21 protein-coding genes are annotated in these 24,040 nt (G+C 29.5%); all 21 read right to left on the bottom strand.

What is annotated here, in order from left to right; translation table 11 throughout:
* Positions 1 to 70 precede the first annotated feature (70 nt).
* Positions 71 to 718 carry an L-fuculose-phosphate aldolase gene (locus ACX6CF_RS12950; protein WP_458785757.1) on the bottom strand — a complete coding sequence of 216 codons (648 nt, stop codon included), beginning with the start codon at positions 716 to 718 and terminating at the stop codon, positions 71 to 73.
* Between the two features lie 57 nt (positions 719 to 775).
* Entirely contained in the window at positions 776 to 1,936 is a 1,161-nt protein-coding gene (locus tag ACX6CF_RS12945) for an iron-containing alcohol dehydrogenase (protein WP_458785756.1), read from the bottom strand.
* 12 nt (positions 1,937 to 1,948) lie between these two features.
* On the bottom strand, positions 1,949 to 2,719 hold the full coding sequence (locus tag ACX6CF_RS12940; RefSeq protein WP_458785755.1) for a DeoR/GlpR family DNA-binding transcription regulator: 771 nt from the start codon (positions 2,717 to 2,719) through the stop codon (positions 1,949 to 1,951).
* A 286-nt stretch (positions 2,720 to 3,005) separates the two neighbouring features.
* The gene (locus ACX6CF_RS12935; RefSeq protein WP_458785754.1) at positions 3,006 to 3,776 is read right to left on the bottom strand and encodes a hypothetical protein; all 771 of its coding nucleotides are present in this window, start codon (positions 3,774 to 3,776) and stop codon (positions 3,006 to 3,008) included.
* A gap of 16 nt (positions 3,777 to 3,792) precedes the next feature.
* Positions 3,793 to 5,487: an ABC transporter ATP-binding protein gene (locus ACX6CF_RS12930; protein ID WP_458785753.1), complete on the bottom strand. Its 1,695-nt coding sequence runs from the start codon at positions 5,485 to 5,487 to the stop codon at positions 3,793 to 3,795.
* 28 nt (positions 5,488 to 5,515) lie between these two features.
* Positions 5,516 to 7,345: a YcaO-like family protein gene (locus ACX6CF_RS12925; RefSeq protein ID WP_458785752.1), complete on the bottom strand. Its 1,830-nt coding sequence runs from the start codon at positions 7,343 to 7,345 to the stop codon at positions 5,516 to 5,518.
* Between the two features lie 23 nt (positions 7,346 to 7,368).
* The gene (locus tag ACX6CF_RS12920) at positions 7,369 to 8,661 is read right to left on the bottom strand and encodes a radical SAM protein (RefSeq protein WP_458785751.1); all 1,293 of its coding nucleotides are present in this window, start codon (positions 8,659 to 8,661) and stop codon (positions 7,369 to 7,371) included.
* A 655-nt stretch (positions 8,662 to 9,316) separates the two neighbouring features.
* Positions 9,317 to 9,439: a hypothetical protein gene (locus ACX6CF_RS12915; protein WP_458785750.1), complete on the bottom strand. Its 123-nt coding sequence runs from the start codon at positions 9,437 to 9,439 to the stop codon at positions 9,317 to 9,319.
* Positions 9,440 to 9,634: 195 nt separating this feature from the next.
* On the bottom strand, positions 9,635 to 10,243 hold the full coding sequence (locus ACX6CF_RS12910) for a class I SAM-dependent methyltransferase (protein ID WP_458785749.1): 609 nt from the start codon (positions 10,241 to 10,243) through the stop codon (positions 9,635 to 9,637).
* Between the two features lie 155 nt (positions 10,244 to 10,398).
* On the bottom strand, positions 10,399 to 14,385 hold the full coding sequence (locus ACX6CF_RS12905; RefSeq protein WP_458785748.1) for an acyl-CoA dehydratase activase: 3,987 nt from the start codon (positions 14,383 to 14,385) through the stop codon (positions 10,399 to 10,401).
* 230 nt (positions 14,386 to 14,615) lie between these two features.
* Complete coding sequence (locus tag ACX6CF_RS12900) at positions 14,616 to 14,972, bottom strand: hypothetical protein (RefSeq protein ID WP_458785747.1); 357 nt, start codon at positions 14,970 to 14,972, stop codon at positions 14,616 to 14,618.
* Between the two features lie 121 nt (positions 14,973 to 15,093).
* Positions 15,094 to 15,714, bottom strand: a complete 621-nt coding sequence (locus ACX6CF_RS12895) for an L-2-amino-thiazoline-4-carboxylic acid hydrolase (RefSeq protein WP_458785746.1) — start codon at positions 15,712 to 15,714, stop codon at positions 15,094 to 15,096.
* Between the two features lie 17 nt (positions 15,715 to 15,731).
* Positions 15,732 to 16,199 carry a MarR family transcriptional regulator gene (locus tag ACX6CF_RS12890; protein ID WP_458785745.1) on the bottom strand — a complete coding sequence of 156 codons (468 nt, stop codon included), beginning with the start codon at positions 16,197 to 16,199 and terminating at the stop codon, positions 15,732 to 15,734.
* A 213-nt stretch (positions 16,200 to 16,412) separates the two neighbouring features.
* Positions 16,413 to 18,320 carry a M56 family metallopeptidase gene (locus tag ACX6CF_RS12885; RefSeq protein ID WP_458785744.1) on the bottom strand — a complete coding sequence of 636 codons (1,908 nt, stop codon included), beginning with the start codon at positions 18,318 to 18,320 and terminating at the stop codon, positions 16,413 to 16,415.
* Positions 18,317 to 18,697 (bottom strand): BlaI/MecI/CopY family transcriptional regulator, encoded by a 381-nt coding sequence (locus ACX6CF_RS12880; protein ID WP_458785743.1) that lies wholly within the window; start codon positions 18,695 to 18,697, stop codon positions 18,317 to 18,319. The genes ACX6CF_RS12885 and ACX6CF_RS12880 overlap by 4 nt, the downstream gene beginning before the upstream one ends.
* 182 nt (positions 18,698 to 18,879) lie before the next feature.
* A complete protein-coding gene (locus ACX6CF_RS12875; RefSeq protein ID WP_458785742.1) occupies positions 18,880 to 20,151 on the bottom strand; it encodes a cation:proton antiporter in 1,272 nt (423 codons plus the stop codon).
* Positions 20,152 to 20,166: 15 nt separating this feature from the next.
* A complete protein-coding gene (locus tag ACX6CF_RS12870) occupies positions 20,167 to 20,787 on the bottom strand; it encodes a TetR/AcrR family transcriptional regulator (protein ID WP_458785741.1) in 621 nt (206 codons plus the stop codon).
* Between the two features lie 194 nt (positions 20,788 to 20,981).
* Positions 20,982 to 21,338: a RidA family protein gene (locus tag ACX6CF_RS12865; protein WP_458785740.1), complete on the bottom strand. Its 357-nt coding sequence runs from the start codon at positions 21,336 to 21,338 to the stop codon at positions 20,982 to 20,984.
* A gap of 56 nt (positions 21,339 to 21,394) precedes the next feature.
* Complete coding sequence (locus ACX6CF_RS12860; protein WP_458785739.1) at positions 21,395 to 22,318, bottom strand: helix-turn-helix transcriptional regulator; 924 nt, start codon at positions 22,316 to 22,318, stop codon at positions 21,395 to 21,397.
* Positions 22,319 to 22,327: 9 nt separating this feature from the next.
* On the bottom strand, positions 22,328 to 23,743 hold the full coding sequence (locus ACX6CF_RS12855) for a sensor histidine kinase (RefSeq protein WP_458785738.1): 1,416 nt from the start codon (positions 23,741 to 23,743) through the stop codon (positions 22,328 to 22,330).
* 2 nt (positions 23,744 to 23,745) lie between these two features.
* On the bottom strand, positions 23,746 to 24,012 hold the full coding sequence (locus ACX6CF_RS12850; RefSeq protein ID WP_458785737.1) for a winged helix-turn-helix domain-containing protein: 267 nt from the start codon (positions 24,010 to 24,012) through the stop codon (positions 23,746 to 23,748).
* Positions 24,013 to 24,040 lie beyond the last annotated feature (28 nt).

Below are 24,040 nucleotides of genomic sequence, written 5' to 3'. Positions count from 1 at the left end.
CTCTCCTTAAAATTAGTAGTTTTTTAGTAAATCTTAATCAAAATAATATGTACCTTTTAATGCTCTTCTTTTATGCTCTTTGTCCATATCCTTTAAACATTTTCAACATTTTATCTACTTCTTGTGTGTCGAGAATTACAGGTTCGCCTACAGATTTCGCTCTATAGTATACCTCAGCACATAGTTCAATCTCTTCTGCTTTGCCAAAGGCATTTGGTAAACTCTTAGAACCTACTAATAATCCATGATTAGCTAAGAATACTGCATTTCTGTCTTTCATAGCTTCAAAAGCATTTTCAGCAAGTTCTTCTGTGCTATATGTTGCATATTTAGCACATCTTACATTTTCACCTCCTGATACTCCTATTAGATAATGAGTTGCTGGCAGCTCCCAACGAAGGCAAGCTAGTATTGTTGAATATACTGAATGAAGATGTACAACTGAATCTATATCTTTTCTTTCTTTGTAGAAAATTTTATGCATTGAATATTCTGATGAAGGTCTTTTATCACCATCTACAACATTGTCATCCAAATCCATAATAACAATGTCTTCAGGTTTCATTTCATAGTAATCAATTCCACTTGGAGTGATTGCCATTAATCCTTCTTCTCTCATAAAAATGCTAAGATTTCCACCAGATCCCTTAGTTAAATTTCTATCAATCATTTTCTTGCCATATTCTACTAATAATTTTCTTTCTTCTTCAAATCTCATTCTATTGATAACCCCTTTCACACATATCTTACTACGTGATTCTATTTTATTAATAACTTATTTTGCAATGTTTAGTACTTCTATAATATCTTTTACATCCAATTTCTTGAATCGTCCAATAGAACCTGCTTCACCAACTGCTTTCTTTGCCATTTCCTCAAATCTGTCCAATGGAATATCCGCTTCTGTTAAAGTAGTTTTCAATCCTAATGTTCTAAAGAATTCTTCAACCTTTTGAATACCTAAATCAGCAGCTTCCTTTTTGTCAGAATTAGTTACGCCAAATACTCTGGTTGCTAGTTGATTGAATCTATCTATATCTTGACTTTTAACATATTTCATCCATGCTGGATATATGATAGCCATTCCACCACCATGAGTTACATCATATAGTGCACTGATTTCGTGTTCAATTCTGTGAGAACCCCAATCAGAAGCTCTTCCCACATCCATAGTTCCATTATGAGCTATTGTTGCAATCCACATGAACTCAGCACAGTAATCATAGTTTTTAGGATCTTTTTTTAGTTTTGGTCCTATCTCTATTAATGCTTTCATTGCAGCTTCTATTAGATAATCTGTAATAACTACATTTTTAGTTGGTGTAAAATATCTTTCGAATAAATGTGTTAGTGTATCTGCGATTCCACATGATAATAAGTAAGGTGGAATAGTATAGCACATCTCTGGATTAAGAATCGCAAACTCAGGTACTATTACTTCTGTATCAATACCATATTTTAAGTTCTCTTTTTCGTTAGTAATAATACTACTTTCAGACATTTCAGAACCAGAACCGGGTATAGTTAGCACTACTCCTACTTTCAAGGCTTCTTTTGGAGTTGCTTGTCCTGTGTAGAAATCCCACACATCTCCATCATACATAGTACCTAAAGCTATCGCTTTTGAAGAATCTATTGCACTTCCGCCTCCAACAGCAAGAATGAAATCAATATCCTGCTCCCTACATATCTTTATCCCTTCTTTAACTAGAGATAATCGTGGATTTGGTACAACGCCATCTAGAATAACATATCCTATGTTCTCTTCTTCTAATGATTTAGTTATTCTATCTAATATTCCAAATTCTTTTAGATAGTCTCCGCCATAATGTATTAAAACTTTTTTACTACATCTAGCTACATATTTTCCTACTTCATTTTCTCTACCTTTTCCAAAAACGACTCTTGTTCCTAATTTACATTCAAAATTTTGCATGTGATTCACTCCTTATTCTTCACAACATACAACTTCTATTTTATGTTTTTTAAGGACATCAAGATGCTCATTTGATAATTTTCTATCTATAATAATTACATCAATATCCTTAATATCACATATTTTGTTAACGGCAGGTTCTTCGAATTTTGTATAATCCACTACTAAAAATTTCTTGACAGAATTTGTTAGCATACCTTTTCTTACTCTGGCTTCTAAATTATGATTATCTGTCACACCAAACTTAACATTTACGGAAGAACAGCTTACAAAAGCTTTATCTGCTGACAGATCCAATAAACTATCTGTAGTCATATACCCTACATATGATTTTGTTCTTCGTCGTAATGTACCACCTAGATTAATAATTTTTATTAGAGAATTATCAGCTAATTCACTTGCTATCTTTATAGAATTGGTAATGACTGTCACTTTTTTCTTGCTTAGATTCAAGCTTTTTGCTATATAAAGAGCTGTTGTACTGCTATCGAGCATAATAGTATCTCCATCATCAATGAAGCTTACACTTTTTGCACCAATGATCTGCTTTTCTTTTATGTAAATCTGCTCTCTTATCTTAACAGGTACTTCAGTATCAGATGATTCATATAGATAAGCACCTCCACGAACACGTTTGAATTTCATGGTTTTACTTAACTTTTCCAAATCTCTTCTTATTGTTTCTTCTGATACATCTAACAAATCACTTAAATTGCTTATAACAATACTTCCATTTTCTTTTAATAATTCTTCTATTTTTTTCAATCTATCTATAGCTAACATTTTACATCTCCTTTTGATATGTTATAATAAACAACTTTTTCATCTGTAGAATAATAATCTTAGCAATAAATACAAGTCACATTTTACCACATCTACCGAACTGTTACTTACATTTTACCACATTATCCAACATCAAGTCAACATTTATATATATTTTTATAAATTATATCTTGTATTTTAGTAGTAAACCAACTCTAAATGTTGGAAAATGTTATATTTCCACAATATTAAAAGAAGCCCATAGACTTAATATTTTCTATAGACTCCCATGTTTCAATACAGCTTATTACCAATATTTAGGTAACTCATTCTCATACATACATTCAAATAATGTTTTTATATCTTGTATTAATTTGGGATTATGTTTGTAAATGTGACTTATAAACAAATCCCCTGAATTATAAAAAGAAATCCTGGAATAAGGTATCCTATTCCCTCTTATATTTTGTTTCATCCCAACTTGTTCCCTAACTCTATTTTCTAAAAATCTAGCGAATCCTTCCTTCCATTCCTGCCATATGAAAAACTCTCTATCACCTTTATCAAGATTTTCTAATAATATTTTTCTTTTGTAAATAACTTGTTTTATATCCTCATTATTAAGAGAATAGAGATACTGCCCAAACAATTCCACAAACTTCTCATCATCATAGTTAAACTTATAATCAATCTCCCACATAGGTGAATCTTCATCATATATCATTAATTTCTTCTTTAACTCTTCTTCAACTTCTACTCCTTGATAACAATGAACCATTTCATGCAGACAAAGCATAGGAAATATCTCTTTTTCTAATAACTCATATCCCATGAAACAGCAAAACTTATTATAGTAATCATCAAGACAGAAACATGCAGCTATATCATCCGAAACATGGATAGAAAATCTAAATTCTTTTATGAAACAATAGTTTTCTTTATGGTTCTTATCATAAATATAACCCTTATCATCTTTAACAATAATTAAAGGATAATTTCTTTTATATAGTGGATGTATTTGCTGCATTTTCAGTTGTATTCTTGAAACATTATCTAAACAACTCTGTACCTGAAGCATATTTTTCTCCTTTAATCTAGGTACTTGTGATTTGTCTTGTAAACAATCGTTTATATTCTTCACTGTTTTCCAATAACTCATCATGATTTCCTATTGATTCCACCTTACCATCCTTTAAGACTACTATATAATCTGAATCCTGCACAGATGATAATCTATGAGAAACTTTTATCACTGTTTTATTTTTTAAGATTTCACTAATGTCATTAAATATAGTATCTTCAGAATTACTGTCAAGTGCAGACGTTGATTCATCAAATACTATAACATCAGGATCATACATAAGCATTCTGGCAATAACTATCTTTTGCTTTTGTCCTCCCGAGAAATTAAGTCCTTTTTCCCTAATAGGTGTATCTAACCCCTCAGGTAATGATTTGAATGATTCCAAAAATGAATAATTAAGTATTTCATCTAATTTATCTTTGTCATAATTATTCATACCTACTACAATATTATCCTTAATGCTTCCTGGAAACATATAAGTATTTTGACTTATTACGTATATTTTTCTTCTGATGGATTTCAACTCATATTGTTCTATTGGAATACTATTTATATATATATCGTTAAAATCATATAAATTTAATAAAAGCTTTATTAATGTTGATTTACCACTACCAGATTCTCCAACAAGTGCAACTTTATCTTTTTTATTTATTTTAAAATCTATATTCTCTAAGATACTTTTTTGATTATCATAACCAAATTCATTAATATTAAATTCAATATCATCAATAGTATTTAATTCTATTACAGCATCTTGTTCTTCTAAATTCTCTAATAATTCTTCATTAATAAATTTCATAGATGCCCTAACATCTCTAAGACTAATATTAATATTTTTCAAGTCAGTAAGAGCTGCAAAATATATACTCAGTATCATATTAATGAATACTATATCTGCAAATACAATTTGTTTCGTAAAATATAAATATATGGATAATAACAAAACAGAGTTTTTTATTATATCTATTATAAAACCAAGCACTATACTGATTACATTTGATTTAAGTAAAAGTTTAGTGTTTTCTTTTTCTATCTTATGAACATACCTGCCAGTCATATCTACAAAACCGGAATATTCCCCTATTTGTTTAATCTGTTCAATATTCTGTACTACATTAATTATATTCTTAAAATTATCAGCACATGTTTTTTGTAATCTACTACTATCCTCTTTCAACTTATTATTTATACCTTTGTATCCATAGAAATTGAGTACAGATAATATTACGAATAGTATAACCAAATAAATACTAACATTCATAACAAAATACAAAGAAATAATTATTGTAAGAGAAGCTATAGCAGCTCTAGAAACCTTATCCCCTAACAGATTAAAGAGATTATCTACAGCTTGTTTTATACGAGTAATAAAATATGAAGGTTCAAATTTATTTATAAAAGAAATTTTTATCTTGAATAAATTATGATACATGTTTTTACTTTCATCAACTTTGAATTTTAATGAGAATTTGGTATAAATAAAACTTGAGATTATTTTTATAATATATATTGTAATTAATGACGCCAAGAATATAACGAAATAATATAGAATATTACCTTCTTTATTAATCTCTACATTATTAAGTATTTCTCTTATTACTAATGGACCAATAAAATTCAGCAATGTTTGGATACATATTAACAAAATTGTCAATGATATGTATTTTTTATATCTTTTTATATGACTAAAAATTGTATTCATAGCACACCTCCTCTATTCTACGTGCCTATTATTCAAGTAACTTTTCAAATGAATCCAATTGATTTAGATTAGCTTTTTTTTGTCGTTCCTTCAATGCCTTATGAATTTTCATTACTTTATCATAGGAGCACTTTCCTTTTAAGTTACATTTATCACAATCCCAGCATTTTAACACACTATGATATTTGAATATGTCTTTTGGATTGCCCAAATCTTGTATAACTTTGGCTACGATATCTTCCGAATAGAATTTTTCCAATATACTCTTCACAAGAGTTTCATCCTGATTTTTTGCTCTGCCTCCAATATAATCTCTACAACATTTATAATAGTCCAATGCCATTTTATTGATGTTTGTTTTCTTCTTTAGATACTTGACAAATTTATTTAACTGGTTATATGCTTCTTCATATCTCTTTACTTTATAGTACATGCAAGCAAAAAACAGGTCTGTTCTTAGATTGTTATAAGAAAACGAATCATCTAGGGGGACTTTCAAAAGATTAACTATAGTATCTTGGTTAGTATAGTATTTCTTTTTCATATATGCGACTATTTCTTCTACATCCTTATCCTCTAGATTGTTCAAATTTTTTAATTTTTGTCTTATATCATTATTCGTTTTGGCTTCCCTTATATTCTCTTTGGTTAATTCATTGATTTCGCTCATACCAGGAACAATTATATTAAATGATGGAAAATCCAAATATGAAACATCTCTTACTAATATCTCAAAACCCTCTTTGGTTATAATATTGATCAGGTACTCAAGCATTTCTTTATTGTTCAATTTAGAATTATCTTGTATATCTGCAAAAGTATAACTGAATTCATCACCAAAATATTCTGTAGGGTAGTAACCTGCCCCATTGATAAATATGCTTTCGTAGTTTTCCTTAGCGTCTATCTTCTTATTTATATAAGAAAAACTTACCATATCAAATATATTTTCTAAACGTTTCCCCTGCAATAATTCCGTTAAAGTTCTTTCCAAGGCTATTTCAAATACTGGATGACAACCGAATTTACAAAAATACTTCTGAGTGTTCTTATCTATTATAATTAATCCTACTACTGGAAATTTTCCATCTAGGGAACAATCCTTTATTATTACCTTATAATTTTCAATCTCTTCTATTTGCTCAATCATTTTATAGGGCAAAGGAAACTTCTTTAGATAATTCATAGGAATAGTAGGGGGAGTTATTTTTTCTTGATGGATTTTCTTATTTACATATCTCTCAATAATTTCCGAAAGACCTTGAACCAATCCTTCTTCCATTGTATTACCTGCACTCATTCCATTGGAACAGTAACAAATATCTATTATGTTAATAGGTACATAATTCAATTTATTGGTATTTATATTATAAAAAGGAATACATACAAAATCACAGGAATACTCATCTGGAGTCATAAATGTAAGCTCTCTTAGAACTTCAAGTTTCTCTTTTTCATTATCATGCGTATTGAATAATCTTGATACCCAATTCTTCTCACTTGATATAAATTCTTCGACACTAAGATATTTTTCATCAGTTGAATTGTAGAATCCAAGATACTTTTTACTTTCATCACATAAATCTACTTTATAATGATATAATGCTTTGTTCTGAAGTCTTTCCATGAATTCTCCATATGCACTTGCTAATGCATATTCATAAGTTGTACCTTTACCATTAACATTTAATAGATTTGCTCCTTTAACTCTTAGATGTATAGAATGAAATTCTTCAGCAGAATTAAGGTGTATTCCTTCATCCATTTCAATACCTATACTATCAAGTATATTTTTTATACCATTAACAGTATTGACCGGTTTATCTTCTTTATATTTATTAGCACTCAATACAGACATATCATCACTCCTTAAGTTAATTACTACCTTGATACGAATTTAGCTAATTTTAACCTTTGATTAGATTCCTTTTTAAGATAATCACAAAAGAATGATATGTGATGGTTGAGATCTCCATATACTTTATATGCTATAGCTGGACATCCTCCTCCACATATATATCTATATGAACAATCTTTACATTCATCTATATTATCTACTTTAATATTTCTAAACTTCTGTGTTACCTCTGATTCTCTTAACTGCTTACGCCAATCATCATCTAGTATATTGGCTATCTTGAATTCTGGTAACATCAAACTTTGACATGGGTATATATCTCCCTCTGGATTAATGGCTATTATATTAGAACATGCACCGCATCTATATTTCTTTATCCCCATATCCATTTTATACTTTTTGTTTGTATCAATATTTGGCATAGGGGGTTCAGTCATTAAAGATATTTCTTCTTTATTATTAGGTATGAATCTTACATTAACACATCTTATTCCATAGTTTTGGTATATTTCATCATTGAATGCTTGGATAGTATCAACGTTTTCCTTAGTAATAACTGATCTTATTCTTAGTTTCTTAGGTGCTGTTTTCGAGAAATATTCTATTAATCTGATTATGTTATTAAATCCTACTTCACTTCGGTTTATACCATTCTTCTTAATATCAAGACTATCAAGACTAACTACAAAAGAATCCACCAATGGTAATAACTTATCGACTTGTTTCATAAGTAGTGAACCGTTTGACAATATCTCAACTCTTGTATTATCATCTTTTATAGCTTTTATAATATCAAATAGATCTTTCCTCATAAGAGGTTCTCCGCCAGTAAAAATGAAATAATTAATATCCTGAGCCTTCAATTTATTTATTATTTGAATCCATTGTTCAGTGGTCAATTCTTGTTGCGTTGCAGCTAGAGCTTTATTGTAGCAATAAGAACAATTAAAATTACATCTTAGAGTTTGATGGATATATACCATATCTATTTCTTGTCCAGGTGGGAATCTATAATCTTCCAGAGTTATAACCTCTGACTTAGTATAATCTCTTTGATTATAAAAAAACAGTTTGGCTTCAACCAAAGTATCTATCTGCTTCTTCACTTCTTCTTCCATCAACTTAACATCATATTGTTTAAAATATTCAACTATATCTATTAAATCTACATTTCCCTTTCTATCAGTAATATAGACAATCAAACTTTTCATGGCTTCATTAACTCTTAAAAAATTGTGATTGAATGGAGAATATATTATGTAATGTTCATCATCATATTTCTCTATAATAATTTTTTCATCATATATCAATTTCATACTAATACTCCCTTTTCCTTATAAACTTAGCTTTTGCTATAATTATATTCAAGTTATCCTATTTACTAATTTGACACATTATTTATTATAAAAACTATATACTCTTAATTAAGCTAGTCTTATTTTCAACAAAAACTATTGTGGGGTTGTCGCATAATACATATATTGTAGATAATAATAAAACAAATGTATTATGAGGCAACCCCACTAAAGAATTATTACTCTTCGTCTTCAAGGATTCCTGCTCCAGAGCCACCGCCTGAACTTAATCCACATAAACATGCACATTTATCTTTTTCCTTTTTCTCTTCAGCTGCTAATTCAACTTGAAAGTCCATTCTTTTACCCCCTTTCATATTTTGATATTTATGTATAATATAATTATGTCCTTGAATTAAATTTTATTTAAATTAAATTACATATATAATTTATAATATAAATTATTTGTAATTTAAATAAAATATTTTCTAACTCTAGAGCCATTAATATATATATGTAATTGTATTTTTATTATTCCAGTTTTTATAAAAAATATAAAATATATTTTTAATCTTAATCCATGAGCCATTATTCCTTTTTTTAAATATTAAAAAGGGTTATCCACTTTCAAGAAAAATCTATAGTCTCACTCATCTGTAGATGAGCGAGACTATAATTATTCTTCTTCAAAAATCCCTGCACCAGAACCATAACCTACGCTATGAATACACATACATGAGCATTTTTCTATTTCGTCTTCTTCTTTTTCAACTGCTAATTCAATTTGGAAATTATCCATTCTTTACCTCCTTAGACAAATAATTTTGAATTTTAATCCATTAATATATATATGCACATATATTTTAATCATTACACAAAAGAAAATATTATTTAGTTATATTTCAGAGGTAGTTTATTCTTACTAATATACAAAAAAACTCCCGAAATTTAATTCAAGAGTTTTTCTGTATTTTCCATTATAATATTTTTAAAATTACTTATTGTTGCTAAACGAAATCATATAATTATATCCTAGATCTACATAATTAATCTTTTCAAAACCATAGGGTTTTACTATTTGTTCCAATTCTTCTGGTGATATACGGCAATTCAGTGGAGGACCAAATGATGCATTAGTTTTTTTACATTCTATGATTACCATACGTCCATCTGATTTCAAGATACGACGAATTTCATCAAACATTCTTTCAGCATCTTCAATTAGATTAAGGGAATGAAGTACCGTTGCTATAAAACAAATATCAATACTATTATCATCAACAGATATTTTATCCTTAATATCAGAAACCTTTGTTTTTATGTTTTTATATCCATTAGTTACTGCTCTATCACTAAGGCCATCAAGAACTTCTTCCCATATATCCAAAGCATAGACCTCACCTGATTCTCCAACCATTTTAGCCGCTTCAATCGAGTAATCACCTGCTCCACAACCTAAATCAAGGAAAGAATCACCTTTTTTTATATTTAATTGTTCAAAAACCACATCTGCATCATGCATATGATAACTGCTAGGCCCACGCCTATGTCCTCTTTGTTGATTAAATAGATGCCCATTGTTACATCTATTTACATTATTCATTATATCAAATCCTTTCATATTATTTTTTTACATTCAATATTATTTAATATGGCAATAATATATATAATAATTTTAATATACTCTCCCTAATAAAGTAGTATCTCAAGATACAGTTTTACAAAAACTATAATATAATGTTAACTAGTACTAATCTTTTATAAATAATACATATATGATTCGATTTTAGTTTCAATATTTTCATTTTTATTACCATCAAAAGTAAGATTAAGAATAGGTTTCCCATTCTCTTGCTCAAACCCTTTATGCAATATACCTAATACAATGCCAGTATTTTCATACATAGATGCTACAGTAATATTTCCATCTATTCCATTTAGCTGTCCTAGAACCTTAGATTCTCTGTATCTTCCATTAGCTCCCGCATAATAACCAATAGTCCTATCCGCTATTGTAACAAGATTATCTAAATCTTTCTCGAATGGTGATTGATCTGACAAAGCTTCCGATATTAAATCAATATTTTTCTTGAATTCATCTAATTTTTTTTGTTGATTCACTTCATCAACGTTTTGATCTAAAAAGTCTTTCCATAAAAGCCACATTGTTTCACTCAAAGGACTATAAACAACTTTATGACCTTTATCTTCAAGTTTGCTGAATATATTATTATTCAAAAGCTCATTATATAGTATCCAGATTTCCCCAGTAGCTAAAACCTTCTTATTGTATTTGATATACTTTGAATCTTCATATACATCATTAGCTATCTGTTTCAAATTATCTATTGTAAAATTATTACTTTTAATTATGTTCCGAATATTAGCTAAGTGTTTATCTCTATAGTCCTTAGGTGCCGCTCTTACAATATCACCAGCCATCAAACCTAAATATATTGAAGTTACATATTTATCTTCTAACTTTAAAGTATCTTCAATAAAAGGAGATATTACATCTACATTTTTATAGCCTTCTTCATCAAGTTTAGTCCTTAGTAATCTACCATACTGTCCATCTGTCTCAGTTCCCTCGTTTCGTGGTATTAAAAATGCTACTTCCTTATTATTTTCTTTTAATCTGGAAAGTTCTTTGAAAAAATCACCCAGTAAAGCAGTCAAAGAAAAGTACTCTTCAGTAATTGTGAACTTTCTACCTGTATATATAGAATCCTTACTGGTTTTTGGTAACGATCTGGCATCTATTCCCTGATTGATTAATATTTCCTCAAAAATATCTGAATAAGGGTATAAATAAGGCAAATAAACTATAGTATTCTTATCTATATCTTTTAAAGAATATTTAACATTAGTTTCTTTATGGACAATATTTTTTTGGTATACCTCAACTGGATCAGCTTTTCTAACTCCTATTGAATTAAGGCTGTTAATAAAAGCCTCCACTCTTGTTATTACTCCTACACCTGACGAATGTTCATCTACTTCAATATGAAGATATGGTTTACCATCCATTTCTTCTCTAAAATAGTGTGAAATAATTGAATCTGGTCCACAGCCATGATGGGTTAATAATACAGCATATAGATTAGGATGTTCTTTAACCAGTTTTGTTGGTTCTAATATATGTTGACCAAAAGGCCAGAACATATTAGGATACTCTTTTGAAACATCCCCTTCAGGTAAATCATAGAATGGAATTACTTTGTATCCCATATCCATAAGTTTTGAAGGTATTCCCATATTTAACATTGGATCAGCAACACCGTATATCTTGGATATTATAACGAATACTTTTTCATCTGGTTTTATGGACTCAAGAACTTCCTTACCGTTTTCCTCCATCTTTTCTTCAAATCTATAATAGGCTTCTGTACCTTTTCCTAGTGCTCTCTGAATTTGTTCCTTACTTCTGTCCAATCGTTTTCCCATCTTAGAAAAACTTTCCATCATAAATTTCTTACCTAGATTAAATGCAAAAGTTGGTGATAATAATTGTATTCCTTTCTTATCCAGCTCCATTGTTTGATTCATCACCTTAAAAGCTAATTGCATGAAGGCACAACCATAATTAACTCTGCTTTTGGAACCTGGATGGTCCACTGAAAACAAATCAGGAAAAAATATATAATCTACATTTTTCTCAACCAATTCTGCTACATGACCAGTTATAAGCTTAACAGGATAACAGGTTTCATCAAGTGCATACTGTTGACCTAAACGAATAGTCTTCTCATTGGTAGGTTCAGATAATAAAACATTGAAACCTAATTCCTTAAAAATCCCATGAAACATTGAGAACATACCAAATGTAAATAACGCTCTTGGTATTCCGACAGTTTTTTTATTGCTGTCATTCTCATTTTTATAACCCTCGAAAACTATTTCTGTAACCTTATCATTGAATATTGACGCATTATCTTTTTTTGACTCATTCTCTCTATGTTTTTCAACAAACTCTTTACTCTCAATATTGAAACCTTTAAACTTAGTTTTTTGATCTTTCATTTCTTCTTCAGCTAATATAGCAGCTCCATATGCACCTGTAACACTGAAGAAAGGCGGAATAACAATCTCTTTTCCTGTTAATGTTCTAAAAGCATTCACAACACCTTGATTAAATGCTACTCCTCCTTGGAAGAATATCTTATTACCTATTTTCTTCTGTCCTACTACCCTTCCAATATAATTTTTAACAATTGAATAGCAAAGACCAGAAGCAATGTTCTCTAACTTAGCTCCCCTTGCTATATTAGCAGCAATACTTGTTTCTATGAAAACAGTACATCGTTCTCCTAGATTGATGGGGGTATCCCCTTCTAGTGCTATGTCTCCAAATTCGGCAATAGGAATATTGAACTTTTTAGCTTGTTCTTCGATGAAAGACCCTGTACCAGCAGCACATATTTTATTCATCTGAAAATCAGTTACCACACCATCTTTGATAGATATGTATTTCGAATCCTGTCCTCCTATCTCAAAAATGGTATCTATACTTTTATCTATTCTTATAGCTGCTTTTGCCTGAGCAGTAATCTCATCTTTTATTACATCTGCTCCTATGAATTCGCCTATCATATATCTACCAGAACCAGTTGTACCCACACCTATAACATTAACTTTGTCACCAAATTCCTTTAATAATACTTTTAATCCTAATCTAACTGCTTCTATTGGATTCCCCAACGTTTTCAAGTATTTATATGAAATGATGTCTCTGTTTTCATCCATAAGGACTAGATTAGTACTAGTAGACCCTATATCAACGCCTAAGTAACAGTCCAAAGTTTTTGTACTATCCAAAGATTTGCAAATATGTTTATCTAGGCTATCACAATTACCACCGTTAATTAACTTTGGTAATTTGACTTCACTTTCTTCTACCATATAATCTTCGTCCAATTTTATATAATCTAATAATTTGACTAAGTCAATATCTATACCATCTTTCTTGGCAATAATAGCTGCTCCAAAGGCTGCAATGTTACTAAAATGTTCTGGAATAATTAAATCTCCATCATCTAGATTAATCACATCTTTCAGAGCAGTAATAATACCTTGGTTATGAGCAACACCACCTGAAAAAAGTATAGGTTTTCTCAATGGAAGTTTTTTAATTATAGCTCCCCTGTAATTCTTGATAACTGCATAAGCTAATCCCAGTAAGATATCATCAACCGGTACGCCTTCTTGTTGATGATGTGTAATATCAGTTTTAGCGAATACACTGCATCTTCCTGCTATTCTTGGTATTGATTTTGCTCTACTTGCATATATTGAATAATCTTCTAACTTCAAATTCAGTCTTGACATCTGTTCTTCTAGAAAAGAACCTGTTCCAGCAGAGCAATTGGAATTCATTGCAATCTCTATTTTTGATTTATTTTCTCCATCAAAACCTGTAATATACTTAGCACTCTCTCCTCCAATCTCTATTATGGATTTGATATTATTATCCATTTTGGTACTGCCTTCTACTATTGCCGCCACTTCATTAACAAACTCAGCTTTATTGGCTCTAGACAAAAACTTACTACCATTGCCTGTAATAGCTCCCAATCTAATCTCTTCATGACTATGATATAATAGTAAATCTTCAATAGCCTTTATCAAAACTCGTTTTACTTTTCCTTTGTGCAATAAATATTTACTATATTTTATATCACAGTCTCCATTCATCAATATTATTTTTATTGATGAATATCCTATGTCAATTCCTACGCTATACACTTTTCTGCCTCCTCTATAATTATTTCGTGATATTGAAATTCATTTTCATCTACAATGGAGATTTTATCATAATATACTAAAAAAGAATGTATCTGGCGATACACTCAAAGTAAATTTTAATTAATTATTATTATTTTCAATTGAATAAAAAAAAGATGGCAAGATTATTTGCCACCTCTACACGTACAGTATTTAATATAAGTTGAATTAAATATTTGAGTTCAATATATTTAGAAAGTTTTATTTTCCTTGAATTTAAAATTATTTGAAGCACATTTTTTCAACTTACTTGTCTTTTCTTGAAGTTGCGTTTCACTTAGATATCCTAATTCATTCAATTGAGTAAGTATATCAAGATATTTTTCATACCTTATCGTATTCGTATTATCTTTGCCCTTAGCCTGAAATAAGAGTAGAATCTCTTCCATCTCTTCGTTATTAAACAACTCTAGATTTTTCAGATCAATAATACTTATTTCATCTTCCCTGGATATATCTTTTTCTTTAATAGGAATTAATGGTCTTATTGCCAATCGTACAGCTAAGTGTATTATTGCAAATAAACAAATACCATAAAAAACAATCATATAACTCACCTACCTTACCTATAATAAAATTTTGTAATTACCAATTAAAATGTTTGTTTTCCAAGTTCAATACTTCAAGGGCTGAATTTGAGATATCCAACCTAGATTAACATTATATGGTCTATTTTTTATTATTTTCCATTACAAACATACATTCAGAAGCACCATCTACCATTCTATTATTGACTCCATCACGATGAAAAGTAATTTTTTCTGGGGAATACGTATTAAATATTGCATTATCTATACTGCACATTATAGTTGTAAGTTCTGGAACATTCATAGATTTGAAAAACTCATAAAACATACATTTAGTAACTTTATAAACATATTTGCTTTCTGTTTCCTCAATGATCTCCATTTTATTAAGCTTTGTCGTACCTTCATTCTTTACACGTTTTTGATATTTTACTAGATTTTCGAAAGTTCTTTTTGCTTCTACATTCCTAAAGTTGGCTTGTTGAACTGCAAGTCCTGAGCACAGTATTGTAGCTCTTATTATTTCAAATGCTTTTTCTTTACCAACCTCTTTTTTAAGTCTTATGTATAACCAAGCGATCAATCCACTGGAATTAATGAATTCCTTTGGTAAATCCAATTCAATGCTTTTCTTGAACTTCTTAAATGTTAATATAGTTTTAAAGAAAAACGATTTTGGATGTTTTATATATCCTTTTAATATCCCTATTATAATTAAAGCACTTGAAGGTTTTGCAATATTGTCTATGTTGGTTTTTAGCATGATTATCATCCTCTCTTTTATTCTTCGTTATCTAATTTTTCTATGTGTTCTTTTAGATATTCTTTTGAATAATCGAACATCTTTATTATAATATCTTTATTATTGGTTACGAATTCAACAAAATCTTTTGATGGTTCATCAAAAAAATTCTTATGAAAACTCTCATGCCCTTCATACGCCGATATGCCTTTTTGGGTTAATTGAAAATAAGTATTTTTATTATTATCAAGTTTTTTATATCTTAACAACAACTCCTTTTTCTCTAACTTCTGTATAATTTTAAAAATAGCTCCTTTTGTTACCCCTAGCCTCTTGGCTATTGTCGTCATATTACTTTCAATATTATCTTGGATAAATACTAAAGTATGGATTTCTGATGGGTACAACTCTATTCCATTATAATTTCTTTTAACTTTTTCAGTTTTTTTAATAAGTTCCATATATACGCTTGAAACTTCCATGAATTCGTTAATAATTGTTTTCATTAATATCACCTCTTCATTGATTTTAAAAATATATATTGATAGTTGCATAGTATTCAAAACATTTTTTGTGATACAGGTATACCAAATATAGTAATACAGGTATACTATTTTGTCAAGCTATTTATTTTTTTATATCATTGATCTACTATAAAAAAATGCAAAAAAATACACACCCTCAAAAGATGTGTACTTTTTTTAATATAAAAGTTATTACTAGTTTTTATTTATCAAATCATTCAATATATCTTTTAATAAGTCTAAATTGTTACCAAGTTCCCCGAGATCTCCATATTCTGATTCATAAGCTTCCCTTGGAAATGTAAAAGATGTATTATATTTTGATTGATCCAGTTTTCCATCAGATCTTGAATTACGAAAAGCGAAGGTTACGCTATCTAGATTATCAATCATGGAAAATACAGCTAATGCATTAATTCTCGAATTAGTCTGGAAAATTGAATTAGGTGTTACAATAGGCCATTCTCCTTTATAATCTAAATCAGGAGCTAGTTCATAATATATCGTTAGACTGTAGGGTTTTTCACTTGTTTCCATTGATGTATAGTGCTGCATAAAAGTTTTTTCTGGAACTGGTAAAAATCCTGCTATATGACTAACTTTACTACTGTCACCCACATATGGGGTTTTATATTCTGATAGACTTTCCAAATCATAAGTTAGCATATTGACTCTTGCAATGAATCCATATATAACTATTCCTTTGTCATATTTTAATGTTAAAACATATACATATTCACCTTTTTCATTTGGTGCTTGAATATATAAATTACCATCCATAAAATTTGGTTCTGTCATATCCATTTCCATCAATTGATTATTCTTATATATAGATATATCTTCTATGGTAAAATCGTATTTTTTATCTTTTTTCATATTTTGTGTACTTATAATTAGCTGTTCCTCACTAGCCGCTGATACTACATTATTGAATTTATATTCAAAATCAATTGGATTAATTGAGTCTGCTTGTATGTGTTCATTCCCTTTCTTCCAAGAATAACTACCTATAATTGCTTCTTTAGTATTTTGCCTCTCTGTACTGATATAGATATTTGGGGGAGAATCTTTTCCAGTAACAAGTCCTGTACCTAAGAATAATGCCCCAAGTATAACTGCTACTATTAAGATTGCCGAGAAAATTATTGCTATCTTTGATTTCTTATTATACTTCATTATAGATATTAACCTTTCCTTTAAGCTCTTTTTTTCTTCACACATGGTTGCTTGTAATACCGAAGTAGAATATTTATGTTCTGCTATAACAGAAATTAGTGTATCACCATATGCTTGTTTTTCTTTATTACTAAGATTCTTAATCACTGCTTCGTCACATGCTAATTCACATGTATTATTAATTTCTCTTTTGATAAAATGCATTAACGGATTAAACCAATGAATAGAAGTAACAATCATAGTTAACCATTTTACCCATATATCAAAATGTTTTAAATGGGTTGTCTCATGAAGTAAAATATTTCTAAGTTGTATTTCTGTATATTCATCATCAGGAATTATAATACAAGGTCTGATAATTCCGATTAACATAGGTGTTGCAACATGTGAATTGCGTAGAAGTCTTACATAATCCATACCATTCATTAAATTAACTAATATTCTTTTTTCATTATCTTCAACATGTTTATTGGATTTTTTTAAGTATCTTAAAAATCTAATATATGAAATTATGTTTTTGGTAAGAACTATAATTACTCCCAACATCCATATATATATAATATACTTATTAGCTATTTTTATAAATTCATTACTATTATCCGTTTTATAAGCTATTTGTGATTTATTTTTTTGATTGTCTTTCACTACATTTTGCTTATTTATTATATCCCCTGATTCATCAGTACCTTTAAAATCATTTGGTGTAATACTCTCGATTTGACTTTCACTGTTATTGAATACTCTATTCATTAAACTATCTTCAAAAGAAATAGGAACAATAAATCTTAATAAAATAATAATCCATATGATGTATTGTATAATCTTTGATAACTTATGTTTAATGAACGGTTTCATTATTAATAATAGCACTACTAGAATACTACCTGATAATGAAAGGGATAGTATCAGCTTAGCTAATTCATTCAATTATCATCACCTACTTTAAATAATGTACGTAATTCTTCTATATCTTCATCATCAAGTTTCTTACTCCCCAAAAGGGATGCTACAAGATTCTTGGCACTACCTGAATACAATTTATCAATTAATTTTTGTGTACTATATTCATTATATTCTTTTTCTGTTACTAGAGGTTTATAATAGAATACTTCTTTCTTTGTTGCTAAAACAACTTCTTTTTTACAAAGTCTCCTAAGTAATGTTTTTATTGTAGATGTATCCCAATTACTTCTTATCTCAAGTGTCTTCCTAATATCTGCAATAGGAAGTTCAGTTCCAGCTTCCCATAGAACACGCATCACTTCAAGCTCAGAGTCAGAAATTTTGGAAACCAATTTACTCATATACAAATTCTCCTCCCAGGTTACATTCGTAACCTACATTTATACAGTTTACTCTTGTAACCTCTATATGTCAAGAAAAAAGTGACTATTTATGTAAGTCACTATATTATTATACATAGAATTTGAAGAAGACAACAACTATACTAGATTAGAAGAAAAAGAGTTTTGTGACTTACTTCAAATTAGTCAACAATTATTTTAATCTCATCTATATAATTCTGTTCTATTTTATTACCATCTAATTCTCCCGCTAATCTAAATCCTTGTTTAGCCAAAATCACTGCTATCACTTCATTAATAACAGCTGCCGCTGCAATCGTCCCTTGTATTATCTTGGCATATTCAGGAGCTGGTTGTATAAGAGTACTTACTGCAATACCTGTAAAAATCAATGAAACACCTGAATGAGGCAATAATGTAAGTCCTAGATATTTTTTCACTGTTACTGGCGCCTTAGAAATTACAGCACCAATATATGCTCCTCCTAATTTACCAATGGCACGAGCAACAATATAAACTGCTGTAAAAATACCTGCACCCGTAATCAAATGAAAATCTAATGGTGCTCCTAGATTAATTATGAGAATAACCATAGCTAGCATAACCACAAGATTTACATCTTTCATTATCTGCTCTAGTCTTTCCTTAGATATTAGATTTGCAAAAACAGTTGAAAAAGTAACACCAACAAGCATGAGATTCATCATAGGTTCTGGTAAAAGATATTCATTAATATACATCCCAATTCCAGTTACCATAACAAGACATGCTAATACTAATATAATTGTACTTTTACTACCTACTTCTCTTTTTAATACAATTAATGCTAAAATCCCTGTTACAATACCTACTATAATTGACAACACTATCATAAGTGGTGCATAGTACAATGGCATACCACCACCAGCCAAAACATTAGATACTATCCCTACCACTAAAAAGAAAACAATCAATGCAATTACATCATCTAGAATAGCTAAAGGCATCAATGTTCTTGTCACTGGTCCTTTCGCTTTATACTCATTGATTATGGATAAAGAAGGTGCTGGTGCAGTTGCTAATGCAATAGCCCCAAAAATGAATGCTAAATATATTGGAACACCCATAAATGCAAAGATACATCCAAAAGCTACCGTAACAATCAAAAATGTACCAAAAGCTTCTGTAAAACATATTGTTAAAATTTGCTTACCTGATTTCTTGAGATCCTTCCAAATCAATTCTGTACCTATAAAAAGTCCTACTGTCACTTCACAAATACTGCTAATGATATGAAACCATGTACTATGCATCATACTATCACTTAACCATCCTAATGCATATGGTCCAATTATCATCCCTGTTAATAACCATCCTAGTATAGCAGGCATCTTTGCTTTTGCTACCAATTTACCAATTATTAATGCAATAAAAATAAAACCAATCAATAATATTATTCCTTTTATTATGTTCATTTCCTCCACAACTACTTAGTCTATTATTCCGTATAAAAGTATATTTATCATTTTCACATATTCTGTTGTATATCTCTCTACCACCCAAGATTCACCATCCTTATATTGAGTATTATTCTGTTGAATTTTTATGTGTAGATGATTTCCTATACCTATAATCATGTCAATTACATCATCTATAATAATATCTGGTTTCAAATTAAGATGCCCTATAATTTCACACCAAAACTCTTTATTAGTTTCATCTATGGGTTTTCTTAATGAATTTATTTCATATATCAAATGCTTCGGCGTATTAAATGTAGCTGAATAAAATATCTGCTCATAATAAGGATATTGATGAAAAAAAGTAAACCTTTTCTGAATAAACTCTCTAAAATCATCTTCAATACTTGTATGTAACACCTTAAAGTTATCCTTTAAATAATCACTTAAATCAATGAAAAGCTTCTCCACACAAAGAAGAAAAATCTCATCCTTGTTTTTGTAATAGTGAAATAACATCCCTTTAGAAATATTATGACTCTTACATATATTATTGATGGATGCTGACGTATAATCTTTTTCACCAAATTCCTGTAAGCTGGCTTCCAAGATCTTTTTTCTACTATTTTTATTTTGTTCTTCCCTATTCAATCTAATGACCTTCCTTCAGTATTATACAACCAGACAAACAAACCACCTGGTCTGTGTTTTAGTATAACAAACTTCCAGCCTTAATTCAACCATTATAGCTATATATCTACAACAATTGACAAATACAAAAAGACTGTCTCATATGTACAGTCCCTTGCTCTTGGTATAATATTGATTTGTTATTATATTAATCGCTATTTCTTTTTATAGGCAATTGCATCCATCATACACAAACATCTATCATCAAAGAAATCTGTTGTCAAGGTCATCCTTGCAGGCACTTCATCACCAAAAACTTCATAGAACACATCACATGCTTCTCTAAGGTCCTTTATATTTTTCAGATATAAATTGAGCTGAACAATCTCTGTTAAGGAAGCTCCTACTGAATTCAGTGTCTCCTTCATGGCATTAAGTGTTTTCAATGACTGATAAGCTACATCATCCTTATCAAATCCCCCTGCATGGTGTGCTAGAAAAATAAAATCTCCTGCTTCAACGCAAGATGCGCATGTTTTATCATTACAATGTGTTGGGTATCTTGTTATCATTATTTATTCCTCCTATTTTTCACTTTGGAATAATTATATAATAGTATACCCGACAACTATATGTCGTCATTATAAAATTCTAGTATTTTTTTTGAATGTAACACTATTCTTTCTCTTAGTTCTATCGGACTTATAACTTTAATATCTGTTCCAAGAGATAAAACAATCCCATACCACATACGTTCATTTTCTGGTAACGACATCTCACATATATATTTATCTTCCTCAAGTTTAACAATAGTACATTTGGGAATGTATTCTTTTAACACATACATAGCTTTTTTAGTACAGGATAATTTTATATGAATATATTTCCTATCATCTTTCATCAATAATTTATCAAATATTCCTTCCTCAGCAATATGTTGCTTTATAAAATCCCTACTTGATTCTAATATATCATGAATCCTACTTAGTTTAAAAATTCTATAGTCTTGTTTATCCAAACAGTAAGCAACTACATACCATGTATACCACTTATATTTAAGCATTACTGGTTCAATATTTCGCTTAGTAATCAATTGGTCCGCATTACAGTATTTCATTGTGACCATTTTTTTATTGACAATAGCATCTGACAGTACTCTCATATATTCACTTATACATTGATTTTCATTTATTATACTAAAATCAATACTTATAATCTCATCATTATCAAATGACAAGGATTTTATTTTTTCTAAAGTCTTTGATATCTGTTCGTCTTCAAGAGTAGTCTCTAGTCCTTTCAATGCAATTATAATTGCCTCTATATCATCATTGGTCATTGGCTGTTTCATTACCTTGAAAGTATCCATAATCTGATAACCACCACTAACACCTTTTAAAGATACAATAGGTATACCAGCCATATTTATTGTTTCTATATCTCTTTGGATAGTACGTTCAGATACTTCAAACTTCTCAGCTAGTTTTTTGCCTGTCACAATATTTCTATTCAAAAGATAAGTTGTAATAGCTAGTAAACGATCTATTCTCATATACATCTCCTATAAAATAATTTCTATTTCTGTACCTTTATTTATTATACTGCTTATTTTTATGTCTCCACCCTGTGCTTTTACTATGTCTTTTGCTATAGCCATACCAAGTCCAGACCCTTTATGCTCTTCCCCTGTATTTGTTCCTCTATAATATCTATCAAAAATGTATTTTAGTTCATCTGGTAATATTCCTTTGCCATTATCTTTGATGAATATATGAATTCTATCATCTTTAATTATCTTCACCTCAATTTTCACATTACTATCATTATGAATAAGTGCATTATACAACAAGTTACTAATGGCTCTTCTCATCAGCGTTTCATCCACTTTATCTAATATGATATCTTCTTTTGCGATAAAATCAATATTACTATCATTATATATAGGGTCATTCAATATATCTATGATTGTTTCTCTTACCAGCTTAACTATATTAACCTCATTTTTGTTATTTGTTGTTGAGATATTATTTTTTAATTTTGTAGTTAGATTTAGATCATCCACAAGTTTTCTAATATAATTGGATTTATCATCTATAATAGCTGCATAAGATTTGACCTCTTCCTTAGAAAAATCATAATCATCGTCACTCAAAATCTCTGCATACCCTTTAATAGAAGCTAATGGAGTCTTAATATCATGAGATATATTAGCAATCCATTCATCCCTCATCTTATTGAGTTTTTTTCTTTCTTTTCTATTGCTCTTTAGAATATTGGATAGATCATTAAGATTATTGTAAATATCTCTATAGACCCCTTTCGGAGTATAATAGACATCATATTCTCCCTTCCCTAATCTCCCTACACCAGTTATGATATTACCTAAAGGTTTAGTAATCCCCCTACTAAATAGATAACCAAAAAATAAAGCTATTACAGAATCAATAATCAATACAATCAAAATTATATTTTTTAGAAAAATCCCTAATTCATTAGTATTATACGTAATGACTTCTCTTCTAACTTTTTGCATTGAAATTCCAATAATGTAACTATAAAATCTATCTTCAACCTCTTTCTTCCCCATAAATATGGTCGACGCCTCACCTATTCCACCTTCATACTTATAACCATGTACAATATGAAAAGGAGTATATTTCGCTGGAATATTATCTGGTCTCTTGTATTGATATACTTCGCCCCCATCTTCATTCAATATTTGTATCCAAGTTTCTTTACTATCCAATGCTTTCTTTCCTTGGTTGTTCACATATATTTCTTCGCCCTCAGCCAATATATATCCAGAAAAATCTCTAACAAAATTTTCCATATTATGTCCACTTATGCTTTTATTTTCTTGGCCATTTCTATTACTGTTTAATATAGTCATTATTATAGCAACACTATTTATAAGAACTACAATTATTACTACTGAAATTATAGTAGCTACAAATCTGAATGTCAGCTTCCATTTCATACCTATTCATCCTTTACAATAAGCTTATATCCAAGCCCTTTAACATTAATAATGAACTTAGGCTCAGAGGGATTATCCTCTATCTTTTCTCTAAGTCTTCTGATATGAACCATTATAGTATTATCAAAACCAATATAATCTTCTCCCCATACTTCATCACATATTTTTTCTTTACTGAGAATTTGATTAGGATGACTTGCCATATATAAAAACAATCTCAACTCTTTTGGTTTTAAGTCAAGAATCTCTCCACTTTTTTTCACTTCCATTTTTTCACTAAGTCAGCAACCACCACTT

The organism is Vallitalea sediminicola (genome assembly GCF_054408565.1).
This window is presented reverse-complemented; position numbering and strand designations above follow the sequence as displayed.

Bases quoted from the DNA above. Each gene is read 5' to 3' on its own strand.
- ACX6CF_RS12950 (WP_458785757.1), bottom strand. From the start codon at position 718: ATGAGATTTGAAGAAGAAAGAAAATTATTAGTAGAATATGGCAAGAAA.
- ACX6CF_RS12945 (WP_458785756.1), bottom strand. From the start codon at position 1,936: ATGCAAAATTTTGAATGTAAATTAGGAACAAGAGTCGTTTTTGGAAAA.
- ACX6CF_RS12940 (WP_458785755.1), bottom strand. From the start codon at position 2,719: ATGTTAGCTATAGATAGATTGAAAAAAATAGAAGAATTATTAAAAGAA.
- ACX6CF_RS12935 (WP_458785754.1), bottom strand. From the start codon at position 3,776: ATGCTTCAGGTACAGAGTTGTTTAGATAATGTTTCAAGAATACAACTG.
- ACX6CF_RS12930 (WP_458785753.1), bottom strand. From the start codon at position 5,487: ATGAATACAATTTTTAGTCATATAAAAAGATATAAAAAATACATATCA.
- ACX6CF_RS12925 (WP_458785752.1), bottom strand. From the start codon at position 7,345: ATGTCTGTATTGAGTGCTAATAAATATAAAGAAGATAAACCGGTCAAT.
- ACX6CF_RS12920 (WP_458785751.1), bottom strand. From the start codon at position 8,661: ATGAAATTGATATATGATGAAAAAATTATTATAGAGAAATATGATGAT.
- ACX6CF_RS12915 (WP_458785750.1), bottom strand. From the start codon at position 9,439: ATGGATAATTTCCAAATTGAATTAGCAGTTGAAAAAGAAGAAGACGAA.
- ACX6CF_RS12910 (WP_458785749.1), bottom strand. From the start codon at position 10,243: ATGAATAATGTAAATAGATGTAACAATGGGCATCTATTTAATCAACAA.
- ACX6CF_RS12900 (WP_458785747.1), bottom strand. From the start codon at position 14,972: ATGATTGTTTTTTATGGTATTTGTTTATTTGCAATAATACACTTAGCT.
- ACX6CF_RS12895 (WP_458785746.1), bottom strand. From the start codon at position 15,714: ATGCTAAAAACCAACATAGACAATATTGCAAAACCTTCAAGTGCTTTA.
- ACX6CF_RS12890 (WP_458785745.1), bottom strand. From the start codon at position 16,199: ATGAAAACAATTATTAACGAATTCATGGAAGTTTCAAGCGTATATATG.
- ACX6CF_RS12880 (WP_458785743.1), bottom strand. From the start codon at position 18,697: ATGAGTAAATTGGTTTCCAAAATTTCTGACTCTGAGCTTGAAGTGATG.
- ACX6CF_RS12875 (WP_458785742.1), bottom strand. From the start codon at position 20,151: ATGAACATAATAAAAGGAATAATATTATTGATTGGTTTTATTTTTATT.
- ACX6CF_RS12865 (WP_458785740.1), bottom strand. From the start codon at position 21,338: ATGATAACAAGATACCCAACACATTGTAATGATAAAACATGCGCATCT.
- ACX6CF_RS12860 (WP_458785739.1), bottom strand. From the start codon at position 22,318: ATGAGAATAGATCGTTTACTAGCTATTACAACTTATCTTTTGAATAGA.
- ACX6CF_RS12855 (WP_458785738.1), bottom strand. From the start codon at position 23,743: ATGAAATGGAAGCTGACATTCAGATTTGTAGCTACTATAATTTCAGTA.
- ACX6CF_RS12850 (WP_458785737.1), bottom strand. From the start codon at position 24,012: ATGGAAGTGAAAAAAAGTGGAGAGATTCTTGACTTAAAACCAAAAGAG.